This is a genomic window from Paenibacillus xerothermodurans (assembly GCF_002220865.2).
GTDB lineage: Bacteria > Bacillota > Bacilli > Paenibacillales > NBRC-103111 > Paenibacillus_S > Paenibacillus_S xerothermodurans.
In genome coordinates this window covers 551,263-572,184 of the sequence record NZ_NHRJ02000001.1, presented here as the reverse complement: position 1 = coordinate 572,184, position 20,922 = coordinate 551,263, and the positions used below count along the sequence as shown (strand labels likewise).

The window sequence follows — 20,922 nt, the reverse complement described above, 5'->3', positions numbered from 1 at the left end:
GATACAGGGGTGATGAGGATGACAGAGGTGAAATGCAGTGTCGCCAATTGCCAGTACTGGGCAGAAGGCAACAACTGTGCCGCGACGGCGATTATTATCGATGTGGATCAGCATGCCAGAGCGAATTATGACACCGAGTTCGCCGTAGAGGACATGCACGGCCATAAGGACGCAGCCACCAGCTCCAGCAATACCTGCTGCCACACATTTACACCAAGAAAATCGTGATCCGGATAAGTAAGGAGGCTCGCCCATGAGCGATCAGGAGCAGCGGCCGCAAGGAACCGCACCCGGCCAGACCGGCCGACTTTCACTGGAGCAGCACCCAGAAACCGGCCGTAATCACCAGGAAGAATATGCTGCGGAGGTGACGCCCACTGTTCCTGCCAATGCCCCGGTGGATGTGAGGGACGTTACTAATCGCACGCGACAAGCGGAATCAAATGCCGCTGATCTGCCTCGAGGCAGAGGTTTGGCATATACCGCGTTAGTGTTGGCCATATTATCTTTGTTTGTTTTTCCTATGCTTTTCGGGGCAGTGGCGCTGGTACTCGGCATCATCAGTTATTTCCAAGGGAATAGAGCTCTTGGCGCGTGGTCTGTTATTCTCAGTCTTATCTCTATCGGAGGGTATTTCTTGCTAGTCCCGTTATATGCCTGATCACACGCAGCGCAGACCCGCGAGGTTGTCGAACTTGTGAGAAGACTGCCTCTTTCTTGGTGTCACTTTGGCGTTTCTCACAGCTCGGACGGACCCGCGCGGGTCTGTTTTTTTGTTATGAGCAGAAAAAATGCTGGAAGACACAAAAAAAACAGTGTACAATATGTGGATAACGTGTATGGGGAGCGTTTGGATTGAACAAGATAGATCCACGGACAATCAAGGAACTGCTGCACTTGCAGATGCTAAGTCAGATGGATCAGATCGCCGGCGGCGCTGCCAGTGCAGCCCAGGCTGATTCTGATTTTTCGGACTTATTAAATACTATATTGGCGCAAAGTGTGGAAGCCGGGACGTTGGGTGCCGACGCGGCGCCGACGAACGCGGTACCTCCACTAAAACCGGCAACCGCACATCCCGGTTTGACTTTCGCGAACACAAACCCGCCGCCCGCCGGCGCTGCTCCGCGCAGCCTCACCGGTAAGGCCGTCGAGCTGGACCCGGTCATCTTGGACGCCAGCAACCGGCACGCTGTTAAGCCCAGCCTAGTGCAGGCGGTCATCGACGCCGAGTCCTCATTCAACACCAACGCGGTTTCCAGTGCAGGAGCGAAGGGGCTGATGCAGCTCATGGACCAAACCAGCCGCAGCTTGGGCGTGACTAATCCGTTCGATCCTGTGCAGAACATTGAAGGCGGTACCCGGTATCTATCCGATCTGCTCAGCAAGTATAACGGTAATCAGGCCACGGCATTGGCTGCTTATAATGCTGGTCCCGGCCGATTGCATCGGCTAGGCATAGCTAATGATAGCGACCTGGCGGCCAACATGCACCTACTGCCGAGGCAAACACAGAACTATGTCACGAAGGTAACAAGGCTGCAACGTGAATATGAAGCATGATCACATAGAAAACCCGAGATCTGGCATCAGCTTGCAATCAGGAGCTGTGCAGGTCTTATTTTTTTTGAAGGAGCTGAAACCATGTTGTATTTGGACTACGCATCAACGGCACCTCCTTACGATGAGGTGGTGGATACTATGGCGGAAGTCATGAAGAGGCATTTCGGTAATCCCTCATCTCTGCATCGGCTGGGCGTGGACGCCGAGCGGCTGGTTGGACAAGCGCGAGCCGTTATCGCGGGCAGCTTGGGCTGCCAGTCGGAAGAAATCATTTTCACTTCCGGTGGTACGGAGAGCAACAACGCCGCCATCCTGGGAGCTGCTCGGCAATTCCGTCACCGGGGCAACCACGTCATAACCACCGAGATTGAACATGCATCGGTATATGAGACGTTTGGTGCGCTTGAACGGCAAGGCTATCGGGTAACCTACTTGCCGGTCGACTCATCTGGTCAGGTAGAACTGGACGCACTGGAACAAGCCCTGGACAAGAATACCATCCTTCTCAGTGTTATGGCAGTCAATAATGAGATGGGGCGCATACAGCCCATTGAGCGTATCGGCGAGCTGTTAAGGCGGAAAGACTCAAAAGCGATATTTCATGTGGATGCCGTCCAAGCTGTCGGCAAGCTGCCGCTGTCACTTGCGCCGTGGAGGATCGACCTGTTGACCGGCTCAGCCCACAAGCTCCGCGGGCCGAGAGGCGTGGGGTTTCTGTATCGCCGCCGCGGATTGGAGCTCACGCCCTTGATGTGGGGCGGGGGCCAGGAGTACGGCGTACGTTCCGGTACGGAGAATGTGCCCGCAATCGTGGGGATGGCGAAAGCGGTGCGTATGGCAATGGATCGCCAACCGCAATTTTATGGGCATACGAGCCGATTGCGTGAACAGTTTGTCCAAGGGATTCAAGCGATTCCGGAGCTGACTCTAAGCGGTTCGATAAACGCTGCCGACATGGCGCCGCACATTGTACATTTTTCGTTTCCGGGCATGAAGTCGGAGGTGCTGGTACATGCTTTGGAACAACGAGACATATATGTATCGGTGCGATCGGCGTGCTCTTCGAAAGCCGTCGACCCAAGCAGGGTGCTCAAAGCTATGGGGTATGACGATGCTCGAGCCGTCAGCGGGATACGCATAAGCTTTTCGCTGGAACAGACCACGCAAGAGGCGGAGTTGTTCAGCAGGACGCTGAAGCGGATAGTGGACGAGCTGAAGCCCTCAATCATTGATCATATAAGACGGAGGTAGGATAAAACGCGATGAGCCCGAATATAATGAAACCAGATGTGATCGTTCTCCGCTTCGGTGAACTGACGTTGAAAGGAAAAAACCGCCACCGGTTTGAGAAAACGATTTTCGACCAGGTGGTCAGAGTGATGCAACCGTTCCCCACTGTCAGCCTTTCGAAGGAATACGGAAGGGTTTACCTCCGTTTAAATGGGGAGCCGTATGCCGCAATCGCAGACAGGCTTAAGAAGGTGCTCGGACTAAGCTCGTTTAGTCCGGCATACACCGCGCCATTGGATGTCGACTCCATCCGCACCGCAGCGGTGCAGGCTGTGCAGTCAGCGCAGACCGCCCCGCATACCTTCAAAGTGTCTGTTCGCCGGGTGAACAAGAGCTTTCCGCATGATTCTCAAGAGATGAACCAACTAGTTGGCGGCCATGTGCTGCGGGCCATCCCGGGGCTTAAAGTGGATGTGAGCCGTCCGGACATCGAGGTTAAAATCGAGTTGCGAGAGGAAAGGGCTTTGATTTTTTCGCAGGTCGTCGAGGGAGCCGGCGGATTCCCGCTTGGCTCGAACGGCAAAGCCATGCTAATGCTGTCAGGAGGCATTGATAGTCCGGTAGCGGGATTTTTGGCGATGAGGCAGGGCGTGCAGCTCGAGGCGGTACATTTTCACAGCTATCCCTATACCAGTGAACGATCCCAACAGAAAGTGAAGGACCTGTTGGCCAAGCTCACGCCGTATGCAGGCGATATCAAGCTCCACATGGTCCCTTTCACGGGCGTGCAGACCAAAATTCATCAGGCCTACCGAGATAATCTGCTGATCACGCTGCTGCGGCGCGCCATGTTTCGCATCACGGAGAAGCTGGCGGAGGCACATAACGCTTCCGCGATTGTGACAGGTGAAAGTCTGGGCCAGGTGGCCAGCCAGACCTTGAGCAGCATGAACGTAATCGGACGAGCCGTCGAGTTGCCGGTGCTTCAGCCGCTAATCTGTATGGAGAAGCAGCAGATCATTCGGATTGCCGAGTCGATCGACACGTTTAAGATCTCCATTTTGCCTCACGAGGATTGCTGCACTTTATTTTTACCGCCGTCACCGAGCACGAATCCAAATCTGCGTGTAGTCGAAAAAATAGAGCGCAGCATGGATTGGCTCGACGAAGAATTGAATGAGGCAGTGAGGCAAACCGAGAGCTTATGGATAAAGGCGGAAGGGGAGCAGCTATTCACAAACTTTTTTTAATCAGCAGGACGAGCGTTTTCTCCAGCATCTCACTGCAGCGCCGTATACTCTCTGTGTTCGGGTGGACCGGACAGCCTTATTGTCAATCGACAATTTGGGAGGGTTTGTATTATGTTGGAATGGTTGCTCCTGTTTCTTCAGATCATGTTGATCAATATCGTATTAAGTGGGGATAACGCCGTGGTGATTGCGTTGGCCAGCAAAAATTTGCCGCTGCATCAGCGGAGACAAGCCATTTGGTGGGGGGCGTTCGGTGCCATTGCGCTGCGTTTGATTCTGACCGTTATAGCTGTTTACATTTTAACCGTGCCTTATATCCAAGCCGCAGGATCACTTTTGCTCATGTGGATCGCGATCAAACTTCTCACTGACGAAGAGGGGCATTCCCATGTCAAAGAAGCGGCTACGCTCGGCAAGGCGGTTTGGACGATTATCGTAGCCGATTTTGTTATGAGTTTGGACAACGTGCTGGCGATCGCGGCGAAGGCCGATAACAATTTGACGGTAATTATCCTTGGGATCGGGTTGAGCGTTCCGATTATTATTTGGGGCAGCACGGCCGTGATGGGCTTGCTAAATAAGTTCCCCATCCTCGTTTATCTGGGCGCGGCAATCTTGGGTTACACGGCGGGCGAAATGTTGGTCAAGGATGCAGTCGTAGCGGATATGCTGCTGTCCGATGTGCCTCACTGGATTGTTCCCGTGGTCGCAAGCGTTATCGTAATCGCCGCCGGTCTGTTGAAGAAAATCAGCAGCGGTCCGAGAACGAGACATCCATAGGTTTACATTTGCAAAGCCACCGGAATTCAGTACCATAACTTGTCGTTTTGCCTTGCGTTTTGTGCAGTTTTCACGTATAATAATCATAAATGTCAAGCGTCGGCGCTTATGTCCGGCGCTTGTTTTATGAACGGACCCCGGAATTTCCTGGTGCACAGGTGCCGGAGAGTCTAACAAGGAGAGGTAAGTGAAAACCATGCATTCAAGAGATAAAATTCGCAATATCGCAATTATCGCTCACGTTGACCACGGTAAAACTACACTGGTGGACAAGTTGCTGCAGCAGGCAGGAACATTCCGCGAGCACGAGGCCGTGCAGGAGCGTGCCATGGACTCCAATGATCTTGAAAGGGAGCGCGGCATTACCATCCTGGCCAAAAATACGGCGATCAACTATAAAGATTATTTGATTAACATTGTGGACACACCGGGCCATGCCGACTTCGGCGGCGAGGTGGAGCGCATTATGAAGATGGTTGACGGTGTGCTGTTGGTCGTCGACGCATTCGAAGGCACAATGCCGCAAACCAAATTTGTGCTGCGTAAGGCATTGGAGCAAAATTTGACTCCAATCGTCGTTGTTAACAAGATTGACCGTCCGAACGCCCGTCCGGCAGAGGTGGTTGACGAGGTACTGGACTTGTTCATCGAGCTTGGCGCCAATGATGATCAGCTTGACTTCCCGGTCGTTTACGCATCAGCGCTGATGGGTACCTCCAGCATGTCTCCGGAGCCTGAAAAGCAGGAAACCAACATGCAGGCTATCTACGACACGGTGATCGAGCATATTCCGGCGCCGACAGAAAGTGTTGACGAGCCGCTGCAATTTTTGGTCACTTTAATGGATTACAATGAGTACTTGGGACGTATTGCGATCGGCCGCGTGAACCGTGGTGTCGTTAAAACGGGTCAGCCCATCGCAGTAATCAACCGTGAGGGTGCGACAAAGCAATCGCGCATTGAAAAACTGTTCGGCTTCCAAGGCTTGAAACGCGTTGAGATCGACGCTGCAGGCGCTGGCGACATTGTTGCGATTTCCGGCATTAAGGACATTAACATCGGTGAAACACTGGCTGACCCGGCACATCCGGAAGCACTGCCTGTACTTAAAATCGATGAGCCAACGTTGCAGATGACGTTTTTGGTCAACAACAGCCCGTTCGCGGGACGTGAAGGCAAGTGGGTTACATCCCGCAAGTTGCGTGAACGTCTGTTTAAAGAGCTGGAAACTGATGTAAGCTTGCGTGTCGATGAAACCGACAGCCCTGACGCGTTTATCGTATCTGGCCGCGGCGAGCTGCATCTGGGCATTCTTATCGAAAATATGCGCCGGGAAGGCTTTGAGCTGCAGGTGTCCAAACCTGAAGTTATCATCAAGGAAATCGACGGACAAAAAATGGAGCCGTTGGAGCGCCTCATTATCGACCTGCCGGAAGAAAGTATGGGTGCGGTCATGGAAAGCCTTGGTACGCGTAAAGCGGAAATGGTCAACATGATTAATAACGGCGGCAATGTCCGCTTGGAGTTCCTTATTCCTGCCCGCGGCTTAATCGGCTACCGCACGCACTTCTTGACGCTGACACGCGGATATGGAGTGATGAACCACGCGTTCGACAGCTATGGGCCATATCAGGGCTCCAATGTAGGCGGCCGTCACCAGGGCGTGCTCGTATCGAGCGAGGCGGGCGCTTCCACACTGTACGGCATGCTGTCCGTCGAAGACCGTGGAATCCTGTTCTTGGAGCCGGGCACGGAAGTGTACGAGGGTATGATCGTAGGCGAGCACACACGGGATAACGATATCGTTGTGAACATCTGCAAAGAGAAACAATTGACCAACATCCGTTCTGCCGGTAAAGATGAGACAGTCAAAATGAAAACACCGCGAATCTACTCGTTAGAGCAGGCATTGGAGTATTTGAATGATGACGAATACTGTGAGATTACGCCGAAGTCCATTCGTTTGCGCAAGAAGATCCTAAATAAGAGCGAGCGTGAGCGCGCGGAAAAACACCGCAAAATGGCGGAAGCGAACGCTTAAGATTGAACCATGGGAAGCTCTGATTGATTTCAGAGCTTTCTTTTTACAACAAGCCTTAAACTGATGCAACCAGTCCAATCCTCTCACTAGAGAAAGGAGGTATTTGCACAGATGACTGCATGGCTTCAAGCACACCCATATATCGCTTATGTGATGATTTACGTTCTAATTACATATGTTTACAACAAAGTATTCAAAACCCGAAGACTACCTGTTTTAAAAGAAGCTATCATCTACATATTACTAGGCGGCGGTTCACTCATGCTTCTAATGTTTCAAATGTGGGGACTGCCGATCGTGCCGAGTCTCGCTGTGGCAGTGGCGTTGATGCTGATGGTCAAAATCCGTTACTTTGTCCAGGATCGTATGAACAAAAAGCAATGATTTGTGCGAGGTGTACCTGATGAGTGAAAGCAGTCTTTGGCTAACAGCGGTGCGCACGGACGATGCGGAGCACACGGTGACGCTGCTCGCGGACCGGTTCGAGCTGGTTCCTGCGGAAGCGGGAGAACGGTTTCTTACGTTAATTAAATCGCTGCATCCTAGGATGTTAGTGGCATTCAAAGCTAATCTGCTGCTGAGTGAAGAAGCGGAAATGGTTTGTGGCGTGGAAGCACTTCCTTTCCGTCTGGACAACGGTGCCGCGATCGGCTTCGGGGTAGGAGGGCTGGAGCTCTCGCACTGTGCGGAGAACTACTTCAATCGCCTTCCCGAGGCGAAAGACATGGTGGAATGGCTCGCAGCGGCTGCGCGCAAGCTGGATCACGATCCACAGGCGAATGTCGAACGGCAATGGTTGAACAGGATGAGCGAATGGGTGAAAAGTGGTCATTACATCGCACTGCTGCGGGAGGAGACGTAACGTGAGGCTGGAGGATGCGCTATTCAACTGGCTGCAAATTAAGATAGTGGCGGAAGCGAGAACGGATGACCGAGCGGCTGAAGATACAAGGCTGTTTTTTGAGGAGATACTGAGAGAAGACCATGCGGTCAGCAGTATTGAGACACATGCGGATCGAGCGACGGTATACATCGACTATAAAGTGGACGGCGAGCAAAAACAATTGCGCTTCGATAAAGAAGCGGCCGAGCAGCTGCTCGAGGATATCAACTCAAATCCTAAGTACAACAATGGATGACATAAGTGTGCGGCAGAGAAATACAATAGAGTAACTAACCCTTGAAAGGAGTGTTTTAAAAGGGTATACCGCTTCTACCGGCCTGCACTTGGGGGACGCACTTCCACCGCTGTCGGTGGTTGGCGGGTTGTACCTGTGTTATACTATAGTTGTCGCTACATCATTTTTTACAAAGTAAACGTCGCAGGAGGGGTTACGATGGCAGAAATTATCACAGCACTGCCGGAGCAGCTGTTCGCAGCATTACAAAAGGAATCGTTCGCACTGCTCAGCACGATAGACTTCGAATCCGGAGCGCCTAATATGAATGCGATCTCCTGGGTATACGCGAAGGATCCGGGGACAATCCGCTTTGCGGTGGACCAGCGTTCCCGTATAGTGAACAACATTAAGCAAAATCCCCAAGTGAATTTGACATTCATCGGTGCTGGATCCGTGCATGCCATTTACGGCAGCGGCCGACTGGTGATCGAAGCTCTGGAAGAAGTGCCTTTCAAACTCGCTTGCTTCGATATCGACATTTCGGTCGTTCGGGATGCCATGTTCTATGGTGCACGAATCAGCATCGCGCCTGAATATGAAAAAACGTATGATAAGCGTGCAGCGGAAAAGCTGGATACGCAAGTTTTCGCTGCAATGAAAAAAGCCTAGATGCGTTTATGCTTCTAGGCTTTTTTCTCCATATGTGCCGTCTACAGATCCTGCCGTGGTACATCCGGCTTCGTCTCATCCGGAGGAGGAATCGGCGTAACGTCATTTGGATATTGCGGCATGATCCGCCCGATGATTTGTGCCATCTCATCGGCAAATCCACCGACCGCCGCTCCATTTCCGACATCTTCGCTGATCTGGCGTATTCTTTCCGCTAAGTCCATATCTGCGGTCACTAATGCATTGACGCCGTGACGGTCTTTTCTTAATGCTTCAGCTACCGCAAGTTTCGTCGATCCTACCTGGGTGCGATCCATGTCTGCAGGCAGGTCGAGTCCGACCACCGCGGTTTTTCCAAACACTACGCAGTTCGCGCTCTCCACCTGAGGCACGGTAGTCGCGATTTGCTCCAAGCGTTCAGCAAGGGCTTGGGCGTCCTCTTCCTCATTTTCCTCTTGCCCAGGTGCCGTCTGTTGAACCTGCACTTGTCCGTTCGAATCTTCCGGCGAGGGAGTAGCTCCTTCATCTGGGGTATCGGCGTTGCAGCCTGCCAGCATGGACAGCATCAGGATACAGTAGATAAATATTCTCATTGATCATCGTTCCTTTCTATCCCTTAATTGTTTTGGTTAGTTTGTCCTTGCTAGCAATTCCTATGTACGAGAACCAAACGCCGATCTGGGAGGGAATGGTATGAAAAAAATTTTTGTTCTGGACACCAATGTGCTTTTGCAGGATCCGAATGCAATATATGCTTTTGAGGATAATGAAGTAGTTATACCTGCCATTGTATTGGAGGAGATCGACAGTAAGAAGCGCAATGCGGATGAAATCGGGCGTAACGCCAGACAGTTCTCGCGGATGCTGGACGGGCTGCGCAGCGGCGGTAGGCTGTTTGAAGGCATTGAGCTGCCTGGAGGAGGCAGATTGAAAGTAGAATTGAACCACCGCAGCTTTGCCAAATTGCAGGATGCGTTTGCCGAAGTGACCAATGACAACCGCATACTCGCAGTAGCGCTGAATTATCATATGGAGCAGCAAGAGAAGGAGACGTGCCGGCCGGTGATCATGGTCAGCAAAGATACCCTGGTTCGGATTAAGGCCGATGTGCTCGGCGTGACTGCGCAGGACTATTTAACTGACCGGATAGTGAACATGCCTGATATGTACATGGGCTATCTAACGATACACGTACATCCGGGAGTGATCGATGAATTTTACACCTACCGCTTGTTGAGTGTGAACTCGCTGCAATTGAGTTATCCTCTGCATCCGCATGAGTTTGTGATATTGAAGGATGAGATGGGGACTTCGAAATCAGCACTGCTCAAGGTCGACGCTACAGGCAGAAAGCTCGAGCCGTTGTTCCTCAGCAACGATCCTATATGGGGTATTGGGGCGCGCAACGCGCAGCAGCGTATGGCGCTTGAACTACTCCTGAACGACGAAATTCCGATTGTGACCTTGACGGGTAAGGCCGGGACGGGGAAAACGTTGCTCACGCTGGCCTCGGGCCTAATGAAGGTGGAGGATGAACGCAAGTATAAAAAGCTCTTGATAGCACGGCCGGTCGTGCCTATGGGGAAAGATATCGGTTACTTACCCGGCGAAAAAGAAGAGAAGCTTCGTCCTTGGATGCAGCCGATCTATGATAATCTCGAATTCCTGTTCGATACCAAAAAAAGCGGAGATATCGATAAAATTTTGGCCGGTCTCGGAAGCATACAGGTAGAAGCGCTAACTTATATACGGGGCCGCTCCATTCCGGGACAATTCATCATCATCGATGAGGCTCAGAACCTTTCCAAGCATGAGATCAAGACTATTGTTTCACGCGTCGGAGAAGGGAGTAAGATCGTCCTGTTGGGTGATCCCGAGCAGATTGACCATCCGTATCTGGATGCGTCCAGCAATGGTTTAACATACGTGGTTGAACGCTTCAAGGATCAGAGCATCAGCGGCCATATCACCTTGGAACGCGGGGAGCGCTCTCATCTGGCGCAGCTTGCAGCAGATTTACTGTAACACGAAAAATCGCAGTGGACGGGGGAGAGACAATACCCCACACTGCGATTTTTTTTGCATTTGCTGACAAATAGCGGGTCAAGGCGATCACCAAAACACGCACAATATGGCTATTCCGGCTGCGGCCTGTTCACCACATGGTAGGCCCCTCTCAGATGGGCTGTCTGTCGCGCCGGTTCAGCCGGCCGCGTGTCGCGCTTCACACCGGTAGGCCTGAGCTATCCGGTGCACCAATTCATCAGAGGGCGCATCGGTGACATAATAGTCTGTTTCATCGTGGCCGTAAGAAGCAAGCAGATGCTCCTCGAGTTGTGCCAGCGCTTGGGACGGTTCTGCATCTGCTCGCTCGCTGTGCAGGCTGAACACGTACACCGATTCACTATCTATGTAAGCGTGCTCCGAACGGCTGACAAAGCCGAAATCGCTAAACGGAGGCCTGAGGTTCGCACCATCCGGCAGCATGAGCAGATTCATAGTTTCGAATGGGATCTTGTACTGCTCCATAACGGCATAAGCCGCTTCCCGCTCCGTTGGACTGCTAAAAATCAGCATTTCCTTATCACGGTCGAAGAGAGGAGCCTTGTTCGCCAACGCTTTCACGACTTGGGCGTAAAAACCGGGACGTTTGTCCTCCGGCATGTCCATCAACAGTGCATATTTGTGTTCTATCCGCATATGGGCGCACCCTCCAGAAAAGGTAATATGGTGTCGATACCTGTTACTCCGCGATCGTATCATGCCGGGCATGCGTGCGGCAAACTACAGAGCTAGCTTCAGCATAAGACTCAATTTTCCCTCTTCCATTCGTATGCCTGTGACAATGAGAAAAGAGGCCAGCTTGTGCGGATAGATGCCCAGATCGAAATCTTTCGCCATAGCCGCGATGGTTGAAGCAGGCAGATCATAGCCGTTAAACTGCAGCTGTTCGACGGCGAAGCGCACATAGCTTTTGCCTGAAAGCGCTTCGTCGTCTGCTAACTCATACTTGCCTTTGACCATCAAATCCATACCGTCATGGGTGCCGCCCGTGATCACATGAGTGTCGGTGAAACGGAAGGTCATGTTGCGAAACAACGGGTTCTTGGTACGCAAAAACGTGTTTAACTGTTCATCGGTAATTTGGAATGTGTACTCGAAGCCATTTATGATCAGATGATTGCCTTGTGCGCTTTCTGTGTCTGAGATAAGTTCGGGGAGCTGAGTCATTGCGTGAGCCAATGCATTGAAATATGTGTTGAATAAAGGGACACCTTTTTCCCGCCAAAGTAAAGTGAGATCAGCCATTTGCAGCAGTACCTCTTGTGCGTCCGGCTCGCTATCCAATTGTTCATCCACTTGCTTTTGCAGGGTGACAAGCTGCTGCCTGTGCGCGATATAGCGTTCTTTCGTGTTCTGCAATTGCATATGTGACGCGGACAATGACGCGGTCAGCTCCTGAAGCTGTTGTTGGCTGGCCGTGTGGCGCTGCAGCGCAATGTGGTCATTCCTCACAATCATCTGCAGGTAGTCGAAGGCGGTGAGTGCATCTGAGAATGAGGATGTGGAGAATAGCAGCATCCACAGCGAGTCCCGGTCTCCCATGTAATAGGCCCGCAGCACTTTGTCTGCGTGCTCTTTGGCTTGTGCGAGAAGGTGTTGTTGCTGGGCCAGCTGCTGCTCCGTGTCCGCCAACCGCCGCATCAAAGCCGTCTCCTGCCCGGAGATACGTATCAGCTCCTGATCCACCTCGTAGATGGTCAGGCTTTTCTGCAGCAGAGATTTCGTCTGATCACTGTTCTCGGCCGCGGCGATACGACATGGGATGAAGCCGATGCAACAGCAAAGGATGAGACAGGCGGTGCGGGAGAGGGGTCTCATCGACATAGGTTCCTCCTGGTTAAAAATAATTCCCATTTGTGTTGATTCACAACAAGATTATCACAACTCTATGAGAAAAATAACAAAAAAATACTTCTCATGAGGGAGAAGTATCAGAGTGGGGGCAAGCCCGCTTGTCCGCCAGGAGAAGCCGCTTTGTCAAGGTTTAGCCGGTGAAGTGGGCCTGGCCAGCTTGAGCAGTTCATCTATTGATTTTTGCTTTTCAGGGGTATCCCGTGTGAACGCCGGGGCTTGGTTAATTTCCGCCAATGACTGAGTCCAAACCAGCTGATTCTTATTGGTGCTTGCACCGCTTGTGAAGTGGAGGTTCCATTTTTGTTCGCGAACGTAGCCTTGGCTGTCGATGGTCAGGTCAATTGTCGTAGGAGCTTTAAATTGGATTTGCTGCAAAGCCGACTGCCACGCTGCAAGTGCAGCATCCGACGCCAAGCCGTGAGTCTTCAACAGCTCAATGAAGCCGGGAACCGTTTTTTGCCAATGCTCTGCGAACGCCTGCTCGTTTCTGCTGTTGATTTCCACTGTGATCCGTTTCCCAGTTGTGCCGTCCGAGAGTGTGACCGGGTCTTTAGACGGCTGCAGCCATTTTGCATCAATTCCGCTCAGCAGCTGCTGATTGAACGCGGCGGTCAGGCGGCCGGTGTTCTTCAGCCGCTCCGCACCGCCGGGTGAATCTGATGCGGCGTCGCCGGCAAATTGAACCGGCAGTACCATGTACTCATCTTGTTGATTTAACGCTGGCATATGAAAAAACAATTTGTTATCTTTAATAAGTACTGGCATGTCCACGGAATCCGCCCCTTTGGGCGTTACTTTTAGGTCCGATTCCATCCGGGACGCCTCAAGCGAGCTTACGCCGCTGTAATCGATTTTGCTCTCTTTTATCATTGCGAACAGGGCGGTAGTCATAGGACTGGCTTGTCCTAGTAATGAAGTGTCGGCATTCAGCTCGAGCGATCCGCTGAACTTATAGCTTTTCACCTCTTCCTGTTTCGCCACGGCCTGCAGCAGGTCTTGCTTTGCTTGGTCGTGATCGGTGCAGCCGGCAAGAAACAGGAACAAGGCCAGAGGCAGAAGCAGAGATGCGGAAATTCTACGGTTTCTTGCTGATAACAAAATAATTCGGCTCCTTCCGGGTGCGGTTGTGGATTGATTTATGTCTAATCTATTATAGCGGCAATGGCAGTCTTTTGTCTCCAGTGAATAGATAGCAGGCACTTCCTGACCGCGGCTGCCCCGAGCGATAAAATTTTGCCTGAGGAAGCGGGAGAATCAATCAGTGCGCAGCGAACAGATGTTAACGCCAATTATTCGCCGGTTGATCCGGCAAAGCCCCGAACAATGCATTTCTTTTGAGAACTATATGGAGCAGTGCTTATACCATCCGGAATACGGCTATTATATGAATGCCAAGGAAAAGATAGGCCGCAGCGGTGATTATTACACCAGCTCCGCCATTGGCGGTCTGCTGGGCGAGGTGTTGGCTGATTATGTGGTAAATCAAGCGGATACGTTCGGGTCGGACGAACCTGTCACGGTGGTTGAATGGGGCGGGGGAACAGGCGATATGGCCCGGCAGCTGCTGGACCAAATGAAGAGCGAGCACCCCGCTGTGTATCGGCGTCTCTCGTTTATTTCTGTGGAGACAAGCGTGTACCATCGAACACACCAGCGCCGCAGTTTCGCTGGCCATCTCAATCGGGTGTCCTGGCTCACGGAGCAGGACTGGCTGCAGCAGGGGCCATGGGAAAATGTGATTGTGCTCTCCAACGAGCTGCTTGATGCGTTTCCGGTGCATCGCGTGCAATTCGAAAAGGGCCAGCTGCTTGAAATATGGGTGCAATGGAATGATGCAGACAAGTGCTTCAGCGAGAGGCTCATGCCCATCCCTTCCGGTCCGCTGCAGGAGTATGTGCGCAGACTGAGCCTGGATGTCATGGAAGGCCAACAGCTTGAGGTGAACCTGGCGGCCGATGCATGGCTCCGGCGGATTGGCAACGCGATAGCACGCGGCCAGGTGGTGACGATCGACTACGGTGATCGGGCGGACGAGTTGATCGCGCCGCATCGGATGAACGGAACGCTAATCTGTTATCGCCGGCATCTCGCACACGACGATCCTTACTTTGAGCCAGGATCCCAGGACATTACGTCTCACGTGAATTTTACCGACTTGATCCGAGCCGGCTTAGCCGTTGGGCTGCAGCCGTCCGAATTCCTCACCCAGAAGCAATTTCTCGTACACAATGGATTATTGCAGAAGCTGCAGGACACGTTGTCTCAGGATCCATTCAGCCCTGCTGCACGGCGCAACCGGGCGATCCGGCAGCTTCTGCTGAGCGATCAGATGAGCGAGTTGTTTAAGGTGTTAATCCAAATAAAAAGGTGAACGGCATCGACGCCGCTCACCTTTTTTCGTTATACCCGTTACACTGACATTTTGAAAAAAGACCAATACGTAAACCCTGTAAACGAGAGAATCATGTACCCCCAAAAAAGCAGTATGTAGGTACGTTCGGACAATTTTAAGTATCCTAACAGTACGAAGATGGCTGTCTGGGCAAAAAAGAGCATCGCCATCGGCACCATTTCACCGGCTAATGCCATTAATCCGATTACAAGCGTCCAAAAGCCAAGAACGCGAAACATGCGATCCATAGTGCGAACCCCCTCTCTGCCTGCGCTACTTTACTACTGAACATTATACCTGCTCTGGCATATAGTGTAAACGTCGAAACGGTGACGATTTTACAACATTTTGCAGATGCCTGCCAGCCGTTTGCTCGCGGAAAATTTGCTCTAAGCCGGTGTCCTATGTTCGGGCATGGCCCCGCTCAATGTCTGCTATAGCATGTATGAGTTGGCGCAAATATGGATATACAAAATAGTAGAAAACGATTCTATGAACTCTATTATGGGCATAGAGATAATGTAACGCAACTTTCCATGTCTCACTTTCAATAGATGAATGGATGAGCGACGATTCGATTGAAAACCCCATGGGTTAGGAGGACTGCTTTTGTATGACAGCCATCAGACAGGACGCTTGGAGCGATGAAGATGATTTGATTTTGGCGGAGGTGACCCTGCGTCATATCCGAGAAGGCAGCACGCAGCTGTCCGCATTTGAGGAAGTTGGAGAAAAAATAGGCAGAACCGCGGCGGCCTGTGGCTTCCGCTGGAATAGTTTTGTGAGAAAAAAGTATGAGGCTGCGATTCAAATTGCCAAAGCCCAGCGTCAGAAGCGTAATCAACAAAAAAAGCATTCCGCATTTGCCGCAGTGTCGGGGAGTGTCGCTGTGTTGGAGACAGGGGACACGATCAAACCGGGTGAACCCGTCTCGGAGGAGGCAATTTCGATTGACGCGGTGATTCGCTTTCTCCGGCAGTGGAAAAGCAATTATTATGACATGTCCCGCCACATCCGGCAGTTGGAAAAGGAAATCAGCGAGAAACAGGATGAATTGGACCGGCTGCGCGCGGAAAATGATATTTTGAGCAAGCAGGTCAACGAAGTTGAAACGGATTACCGCGTGGTAAATGATGATTACAAAGCGCTCATTCAAATTATGGACCGGGCCCGCAAGCTTGCTTTTCTGGCTGAGGAAGAGGATGAGAGCAAGCCCCGTTTCAAAATGGATGCCAACGGAAACCTAGAAAGAATAGATTGAGAGATGCCCTGCAGGCTTGGAGCCTGTGGGGCTTTCTTATTGGCGTGTCTGTCTGCTATGATACATTTATTGACAGCGTCTGCAGTATAAATCGCACCGTGAGACAACGTTGGAGGAGAACAGGGGATGCTTATTAGAGTGATTGGAGCGGGGGCTCTTGGGATGTTGACCGCCGCTTATCTGTGCCGGACTGCCGCCAAGGTAGAAATCATAACGCGCACGGAGCAGCAAGCTCGACTCCTCCGCGAACAAGGCCTGCAATTGACCGCGGCGGCGGAGAACGCGAGCATGGAGCCGAGATCGGGCACAGCTGGGGAGACCGTGGAGTTTCCTGAAGTATTGACATTTGAACAGACGTTAGCTGACGGTCTGGGTGGCCGTGCTAGGCCGGGCAGCCCGGATTTCATCCTCTTGACGGTAAAACAAACCGCGATCACGGATAAGCTCGCACATGGCATCGTGGCTCAGCTGGGGGCTGACTCCAGGCTGATTTGCTTTCAAAACGGCGTCGGCCATTTGGATGTACTGAGGAAGGTAATCCCCGCCCGACAGATATTGTTGGCCGTTACCACGGAAGGAGCAATGGTGAAGTCGCCGCGGCATGTCGCTCACACCGGCAGAGGTATGACTTGGGTCGGCAGCGCCGCTGCAGAGCCAGATTTCGCTGGGAGAAGTGACCACAGTTTGACAAAAAAATTCGTAAACGTGCTCAGCGATGCAGGATTCAGTACGTCTTTGTCGAACAACATCATTAGCAAAGTTTGGAATAAATTGCTTATAAATGCGATCATTAATCCTCTAACCGCCGTGCTGCAAATACATAATGGGCAGCTGCCGCAGCTCCCGGATGCCCTCATACTGATGCGCTCTTTATACTATGAAGCTGTCACCTTGGCCGACAAGCTCGGCATCGAGCTGGCGCCGGATCTTTGGCAGCAGGTGCTTCTCGTGTGCGAGCGCACGGCGGGCAACCGCTCATCGATGCTGCAGGATGTGCTGCTGCACAGACCTACCGAAGTGGATGCCATAACAGGCGGTCTACTGCGCGAGGCAGAGCAGGCTGGCATCGCGATGCCCACGCATGCGGCTATGTATCATTTGCTCCGCTCCATAGAACAGCAGTGGATGAATATAACGTAAAGCAGGTGTTCGGCTGTGAACGGATTTTTTACACTGCTTCAAACTGTCTATACTTTTTTGGCGTTAGTACCGTTTGTTGCATTTTTTGCAGCGTGGGGCATCACTTACTGGTTCACCCGCAACAAGAGGAAAGCGACCCACGCTGCGATCGATGTCACCACATTGTTCTTGATCGGATCAGTGTCGGTCATCACACGCGAGCTGTTTGGCACGAGCTTCGGCCTGTGGGCGGTCGTGCTCCTTTTTTTGATCGCGGGAGGACTGCTGGGCAATCTGCAAAACCGTATCAAGGGGAAAATTAATCTGCTCAAAATTGTACGCACGCTATCGAGATTGGGATTTGTTGTGCTCTCGGCGTGCTATTTAGTGCTGATCTGCATCGGAATCGGAAAAAATATGCTCACCGGCTGAGGGAACCATGTCTCCCATACAAGCAGCTGCGAGAGCCTGCGTGCTGTATGTGGAGCACATCGGCGAGAAACGAAGATATTGAGCGGGAAGGAGCCCATCTTGGCAGGTTTCTTCTTTTTGACGATTCCATGGAAGATGTGTACAATCAAAAAGATACTTATCTTAGAAAAAAAAGCGAGGCGGCTGTTGTGGTAAAAGTTGAATCGATTCACTGGAAATCCAGCCAGCCTTTGACCGAGGATTATCTTCGCCATTTCGACAGGGTGGCAGCCCTGTATGACTACAACCCATGGACCTCGTCATCGTGGCAAGAACGGGCGGAGCAGCTTGACCGGGAACGGCAGCTGTCTGCGGACCGGGCGGGGCTGGCGTGTGTGCTGAAGCGCTTCAACGAGAGAGCGGGCAACGCTCCGGAAGCTATGCGCGCAGTGAATTTGCTCAAGGACGAACGCACCCTGTGTGTCGTAGGGGGTCAGCAGGCTGGCTTGTTCACAGGGCAGACGCTCGTCATATACAAGGCCATTACTTTGATTCAGACCGCTAAGCTCGCTGCGGAACGACTGGGCAGACCCGTGGTGCCGGTGTTCTGGATAGCCGGAGAGGACCATGACTTCGATGAGGTCAATCATATCCAGTATTTATCGCAGGATATGCAGGTCAGCAAAATCAAGATCGAACACCCTACCGGCAAACGCAGTTCGGTCAGCAACTTGTCTATTCCGCAAGAGCAGTGGGAAGCGGCTTTGAATGAGTTGGATCAATCGCTGATTCCGACTGAGTTCAAAGATGATTTAATGAGCTCGCTTCGTGCGTTTGCGGAGCAATCGATCACCTTGGTTGATTTGTTTGCCAAAATCATGGCCAAATTGTTCGGATCGCACGGGCTTGTGCTGGTTAATTCAGACGATCCGGCGCTTCGAAGATTGGAATCGCCGATGTTCCGTGAGCTGCTCGAGCACTATGCGCCTATCAACGACGCGGTGCATCGCAGCACCGCACAGGTGGTAACGCTTGGCTACAAGCCGCAGGTGGAGGCTCAGGCGAACAGCGCGAACTTGTTTGTTATCGACGACGATGAGCGGGTTTTGCTCTATGCAGACGAAGCGTCACAAGATTTTACGGACCGGAAGAAGGAACGTGCTTTCGCGCGGGAGCAACTGCTTGCCTGGGCCGAGACCGCGCCGGAACGGTTGAGCAACAACGTGATGACCCGGCCGTTAATGCAGGAGTACCTGTTTCCGGTGCTGGGAACGGTGCTTGGACCCGGTGAGATTGCGTATTGGGCGTTATCCAAAGGCGCATTCCATCACCTTGGCATGCAAATGCCGATCATCATCCCCCGGCTCGAGTTCACCCTGTTGGAGGGCACCGTGCAAAAGAACATGCACAAATACGACCTTACGTTGGATGATGTACTGCATCGGCTGGATGAGAAGCAGCAGGAGTGGCTTCGCAAGCAGGATACGCTCCAGCTGGAGGAACGGTTTGCGCAGGTGAAGCAGCAGTTCAAAGCCAGCTATCAGCCGTTGATTGAAATCACAGCTGGAATTAATCCTGGGCTCGGCAAGCTCGGCGAAACCAACATGGCCAAAATTTTGGAACAGATTGATTTTCTTGAGAATAAGGCACAAGACGCCGTACGGACTCAGTTTGACGCCGCTCTGCGTCAATTTCAACGGATCAGTGCGTCGGTGCTGCCGTTGGGTAAGCCGCAGGAGCGAGTGTACAACATTATTCATTACTTAAATAAGTATGGTTCCGGTTGGCTGAATGAGCTGCTGGAAGCCGGTCTGGAACCGGACGGTCAGCATAAAATTTGTTATCTGTGAACAATGCAATCTTTGTTTTCTAAATATGAATTTATGGGAGGACTGTCATGAACACACAGGAGCGCAGCATTATCAAAGATATCTCGTTAGCGCCGGAAGGGCATTTGAAGATCGGTTGGGTAAACGCGCATATGCCGGTACTGAATCATATCCGGGAGCAGTTTGAAAAGGAGCAGCCTTTCAAGGGGCTGAAGGTGGCCATCTCCTTGCACTTGGAGGCGAAAACAGCGTACTTGGCGAAAGTAGTGCAGGCCGGCGGCGCACAAGTGGCGATTTGCGGCAGTAATCCGCTGTCTACTCAGGACGATGTGTGTGCCGCATTGGTAGAGGACGGAATAACCGTATTCGCCAAATACAACCCAGAGCCTGAGGAATATAAGGATCTGCTGATCAAGACGCTGGAAACCGAACCTGATCTGATCATCGATGACGGTGGGGACCTGGTATCCATACTCCATTCGGAGCGCAAGGACCTGCTAAAAAATGTCCGGGGTGGCGCGGAAGAGACAACCACCGGTATTCTTCGGCTCAAGGCGATGGAAAAAGAGGCTCAGCTTCAGTTCCCGATGATGGCTGTGAATGATGCTTTTTGTAAATATTTATTCGATAACCGTTATGGCACAGGTCAATCCGTGTGGGATGGCATTAACCGGACCACGAACCTGGTTGTGGCCGGTAAAACGGTGGTCGTATGCGGTTACGGTTGGTGCGGCAAAGGTGTAGCAATGCGTGCAAAAGGCCTCGGTGCGAATGTCGTCGTGACAGAAGTTGACGCGATCAAAGGCGTGGAAGCATACATGGACGGCTTTGCCGTGATGTCTATGACCGAAGCGGCCAAGGTCGGCGATTTCTTCGTTACTGTGACAGGCAACAGAGATGTGATTCGCGGTGAACATTATGAGGTGATGAAGGACGGCGCGATTTTATCCAACGCAGGTCACTTCGATGTGGAGGTTAACAAGCCGGAGCTTGATGCGCTCTCCGTTTCAAAACGAACAGTTCGCCGCAACATCGAAGAATATCAACTAAAGGATGGGCGTAAGTTCTATTTGATCGCGGAAGGGCGTTTGGTGAACTTGGCTGCTGGAGACGGCCATCCGGCGGAAATTATGGATATGACCTTTGCATTACAGGCAATGTCTCTGAAATATGTAAACGACAATTATCAGGCGATCGGCAAGAAAGTCGTTAACGTTCCGTATGAGCTTGATGAGCAGGTAGCCCGCTTTAAGCTGGAATCCCTCGGAGTTTCCATCGATAAGCTGAGCAGTGAACAACAAGCGTATTTGGACAGCTGGACAGAGCATTAATCGACTA

General features: G+C 51.9%; 23 protein-coding genes. 18 read left to right on the top strand and 5 right to left on the bottom strand.

What is annotated here, in order from left to right; translation table 11 throughout:
- The first annotated feature begins 18 nt into the window (after window positions 1-18).
- The 11 genes from CBW46_RS02635 (at window position 19) to CBW46_RS02585 (ending at window position 8,654) form a co-directional block, all read left to right on the top strand.
- The gene (locus CBW46_RS02635; protein ID WP_089198451.1) at window positions 19-228 is read left to right on the top strand and encodes a DUF1540 domain-containing protein; all 210 of its coding nucleotides are present in this window, start codon (window positions 19-21) and stop codon (window positions 226-228) included.
- Window positions 229-253: 25 nt separating this feature from the next.
- Window positions 254-661 carry a DUF308 domain-containing protein gene (locus CBW46_RS02630; RefSeq protein ID WP_089198450.1) on the top strand — a complete coding sequence of 136 codons (408 nt, stop codon included), beginning with the start codon at window positions 254-256 and terminating at the stop codon, window positions 659-661.
- A gap of 194 nt (window positions 662-855) precedes the next feature.
- A complete protein-coding gene (locus CBW46_RS02625; protein WP_089198449.1) occupies window positions 856-1,563 on the top strand; it encodes a lytic transglycosylase domain-containing protein in 708 nt (235 codons plus the stop codon).
- Between the two features lie 81 nt (window positions 1,564-1,644).
- Complete coding sequence (locus tag CBW46_RS02620; RefSeq protein ID WP_089198448.1) at window positions 1,645-2,814, top strand: cysteine desulfurase family protein; 1,170 nt, start codon at window positions 1,645-1,647, stop codon at window positions 2,812-2,814.
- A gap of 26 nt (window positions 2,815-2,840) precedes the next feature.
- Complete coding sequence (gene thiI / locus CBW46_RS02615; protein ID WP_207802222.1) at window positions 2,841-4,043, top strand: tRNA uracil 4-sulfurtransferase ThiI; 1,203 nt, start codon at window positions 2,841-2,843, stop codon at window positions 4,041-4,043.
- Between the two features lie 111 nt (window positions 4,044-4,154).
- Window positions 4,155-4,823, top strand: a complete 669-nt coding sequence (locus CBW46_RS02610; protein ID WP_089198447.1) for a TerC family protein — start codon at window positions 4,155-4,157, stop codon at window positions 4,821-4,823.
- 196 nt (window positions 4,824-5,019) lie between these two features.
- Window positions 5,020-6,864, top strand: coding sequence for a translational GTPase TypA (gene typA, locus CBW46_RS02605; RefSeq protein WP_089198667.1), 1,845 nt, complete (start codon window positions 5,020-5,022; stop codon window positions 6,862-6,864).
- Window positions 6,865-6,975: 111 nt separating this feature from the next.
- Window positions 6,976-7,248, top strand: a complete 273-nt coding sequence (locus tag CBW46_RS02600; RefSeq protein WP_089198446.1) for a YlaH-like family protein — start codon at window positions 6,976-6,978, stop codon at window positions 7,246-7,248.
- Between the two features lie 19 nt (window positions 7,249-7,267).
- The gene (locus CBW46_RS02595) at window positions 7,268-7,726 is read left to right on the top strand and encodes a hypothetical protein (protein WP_089198445.1); all 459 of its coding nucleotides are present in this window, start codon (window positions 7,268-7,270) and stop codon (window positions 7,724-7,726) included.
- A 1-nt stretch (window position 7,727) separates the two neighbouring features.
- Entirely contained in the window at window positions 7,728-8,003 is a 276-nt protein-coding gene (locus CBW46_RS02590; protein WP_089198444.1) for a hypothetical protein, read from the top strand.
- Between the two features lie 198 nt (window positions 8,004-8,201).
- Window positions 8,202-8,654 (top strand): pyridoxamine 5'-phosphate oxidase family protein, encoded by a 453-nt coding sequence (locus tag CBW46_RS02585; RefSeq protein ID WP_089198443.1) that lies wholly within the window; start codon window positions 8,202-8,204, stop codon window positions 8,652-8,654.
- A 41-nt stretch (window positions 8,655-8,695) separates the two neighbouring features.
- Here CBW46_RS02585 and CBW46_RS02580 read toward each other — a convergent pair whose 3' ends face one another.
- Window positions 8,696-9,247 carry a YhcN/YlaJ family sporulation lipoprotein gene (locus tag CBW46_RS02580; protein ID WP_089198442.1) on the bottom strand — a complete coding sequence of 184 codons (552 nt, stop codon included), beginning with the start codon at window positions 9,245-9,247 and terminating at the stop codon, window positions 8,696-8,698.
- Between the two features lie 100 nt (window positions 9,248-9,347).
- Between CBW46_RS02580 and CBW46_RS02575 the strand changes: the two genes are divergently transcribed.
- Window positions 9,348-10,679: a PhoH family protein gene (locus tag CBW46_RS02575; RefSeq protein ID WP_089198441.1), complete on the top strand. Its 1,332-nt coding sequence runs from the start codon at window positions 9,348-9,350 to the stop codon at window positions 10,677-10,679.
- A gap of 177 nt (window positions 10,680-10,856) precedes the next feature.
- Here CBW46_RS02575 and CBW46_RS02570 read toward each other — a convergent pair whose 3' ends face one another.
- The 3 genes from CBW46_RS02570 to CBW46_RS02560 form a co-directional block, all read right to left on the bottom strand.
- Window positions 10,857-11,354 carry a hypothetical protein gene (locus CBW46_RS02570; protein ID WP_089198440.1) on the bottom strand — a complete coding sequence of 166 codons (498 nt, stop codon included), beginning with the start codon at window positions 11,352-11,354 and terminating at the stop codon, window positions 10,857-10,859.
- Window positions 11,355-11,438: 84 nt separating this feature from the next.
- Window positions 11,439-12,542 (bottom strand): hypothetical protein, encoded by a 1,104-nt coding sequence (locus tag CBW46_RS02565; RefSeq protein ID WP_133253920.1) that lies wholly within the window; start codon window positions 12,540-12,542, stop codon window positions 11,439-11,441.
- 153 nt (window positions 12,543-12,695) lie between these two features.
- Complete coding sequence (locus CBW46_RS02560) at window positions 12,696-13,670, bottom strand: hypothetical protein (protein ID WP_089198438.1); 975 nt, start codon at window positions 13,668-13,670, stop codon at window positions 12,696-12,698.
- Window positions 13,671-13,833: 163 nt separating this feature from the next.
- Here CBW46_RS02560 and CBW46_RS02555 point away from each other — a divergent pair, with 163 nt between their 5' ends.
- The gene (locus CBW46_RS02555) at window positions 13,834-14,943 is read left to right on the top strand and encodes a class I SAM-dependent methyltransferase (protein ID WP_243633137.1); all 1,110 of its coding nucleotides are present in this window, start codon (window positions 13,834-13,836) and stop codon (window positions 14,941-14,943) included.
- A 38-nt stretch (window positions 14,944-14,981) separates the two neighbouring features.
- On the opposite strand, the gene CBW46_RS02550 is transcribed toward CBW46_RS02555, so the two are convergent.
- Window positions 14,982-15,212 (bottom strand): DUF2626 domain-containing protein, encoded by a 231-nt coding sequence (locus tag CBW46_RS02550; protein WP_089198437.1) that lies wholly within the window; start codon window positions 15,210-15,212, stop codon window positions 14,982-14,984.
- Between the two features lie 365 nt (window positions 15,213-15,577).
- On the opposite strand from CBW46_RS02550, the gene CBW46_RS02545 reads away from it, so the two are divergent.
- The 5 genes from CBW46_RS02545 to CBW46_RS02525 all read left to right on the top strand — a co-directional run bounded on the left by CBW46_RS02545 (window position 15,578) and on the right by CBW46_RS02525 (window position 20,915).
- Complete coding sequence (locus CBW46_RS02545) at window positions 15,578-16,225, top strand: RsfA family transcriptional regulator (RefSeq protein ID WP_089198436.1); 648 nt, start codon at window positions 15,578-15,580, stop codon at window positions 16,223-16,225.
- Between the two features lie 126 nt (window positions 16,226-16,351).
- On the top strand, window positions 16,352-17,365 hold the full coding sequence (locus CBW46_RS02540) for a ketopantoate reductase family protein (RefSeq protein WP_089198435.1): 1,014 nt from the start codon (window positions 16,352-16,354) through the stop codon (window positions 17,363-17,365).
- A gap of 15 nt (window positions 17,366-17,380) precedes the next feature.
- Window positions 17,381-17,776, top strand: a complete 396-nt coding sequence (locus CBW46_RS02535) for a DUF3397 domain-containing protein (protein ID WP_089198434.1) — start codon at window positions 17,381-17,383, stop codon at window positions 17,774-17,776.
- A 47-nt stretch (window positions 17,777-17,823) separates the two neighbouring features.
- The gene (bshC, locus tag CBW46_RS02530; RefSeq protein ID WP_243633136.1) at window positions 17,824-19,605 is read left to right on the top strand and encodes a bacillithiol biosynthesis cysteine-adding enzyme BshC; all 1,782 of its coding nucleotides are present in this window, start codon (window positions 17,824-17,826) and stop codon (window positions 19,603-19,605) included.
- A 47-nt stretch (window positions 19,606-19,652) separates the two neighbouring features.
- A complete protein-coding gene (locus CBW46_RS02525; protein ID WP_089198433.1) occupies window positions 19,653-20,915 on the top strand; it encodes an adenosylhomocysteinase in 1,263 nt (420 codons plus the stop codon).
- Window positions 20,916-20,922: the final 7 nt, after the last annotated feature.

Bases quoted from the DNA above. Each gene is read 5' to 3' on its own strand.
- CBW46_RS02635 (WP_089198451.1), top strand. From the start codon at position 19: ATGACAGAGGTGAAATGCAGTGTCGCCAATTGCCAGTACTGGGCAGAA.
- CBW46_RS02630 (WP_089198450.1), top strand. From the start codon at position 254: ATGAGCGATCAGGAGCAGCGGCCGCAAGGAACCGCACCCGGCCAGACC.
- CBW46_RS02620 (WP_089198448.1), top strand. From the start codon at position 1,645: ATGTTGTATTTGGACTACGCATCAACGGCACCTCCTTACGATGAGGTG.
- thiI (WP_207802222.1), top strand. From the start codon at position 2,841: ATGAAACCAGATGTGATCGTTCTCCGCTTCGGTGAACTGACGTTGAAA.
- CBW46_RS02610 (WP_089198447.1), top strand. From the start codon at position 4,155: ATGTTGGAATGGTTGCTCCTGTTTCTTCAGATCATGTTGATCAATATC.
- typA (WP_089198667.1), top strand. From the start codon at position 5,020: ATGCATTCAAGAGATAAAATTCGCAATATCGCAATTATCGCTCACGTT.
- CBW46_RS02600 (WP_089198446.1), top strand. From the start codon at position 6,976: ATGACTGCATGGCTTCAAGCACACCCATATATCGCTTATGTGATGATT.
- CBW46_RS02595 (WP_089198445.1), top strand. From the start codon at position 7,268: ATGAGTGAAAGCAGTCTTTGGCTAACAGCGGTGCGCACGGACGATGCG.
- CBW46_RS02585 (WP_089198443.1), top strand. From the start codon at position 8,202: ATGGCAGAAATTATCACAGCACTGCCGGAGCAGCTGTTCGCAGCATTA.
- CBW46_RS02580 (WP_089198442.1), bottom strand. From the start codon at position 9,247: ATGAGAATATTTATCTACTGTATCCTGATGCTGTCCATGCTGGCAGGC.
- CBW46_RS02575 (WP_089198441.1), top strand. From the start codon at position 9,348: ATGAAAAAAATTTTTGTTCTGGACACCAATGTGCTTTTGCAGGATCCG.
- CBW46_RS02570 (WP_089198440.1), bottom strand. From the start codon at position 11,354: ATGCGGATAGAACACAAATATGCACTGTTGATGGACATGCCGGAGGAC.
- CBW46_RS02565 (WP_133253920.1), bottom strand. From the start codon at position 12,542: ATGTCGATGAGACCCCTCTCCCGCACCGCCTGTCTCATCCTTTGCTGT.
- CBW46_RS02550 (WP_089198437.1), bottom strand. From the start codon at position 15,212: ATGGATCGCATGTTTCGCGTTCTTGGCTTTTGGACGCTTGTAATCGGA.
- CBW46_RS02545 (WP_089198436.1), top strand. From the start codon at position 15,578: ATGACAGCCATCAGACAGGACGCTTGGAGCGATGAAGATGATTTGATT.
- CBW46_RS02540 (WP_089198435.1), top strand. From the start codon at position 16,352: ATGCTTATTAGAGTGATTGGAGCGGGGGCTCTTGGGATGTTGACCGCC.
- bshC (WP_243633136.1), top strand. From the start codon at position 17,824: ATGTGGAGCACATCGGCGAGAAACGAAGATATTGAGCGGGAAGGAGCC.
- CBW46_RS02525 (WP_089198433.1), top strand. From the start codon at position 19,653: ATGAACACACAGGAGCGCAGCATTATCAAAGATATCTCGTTAGCGCCG.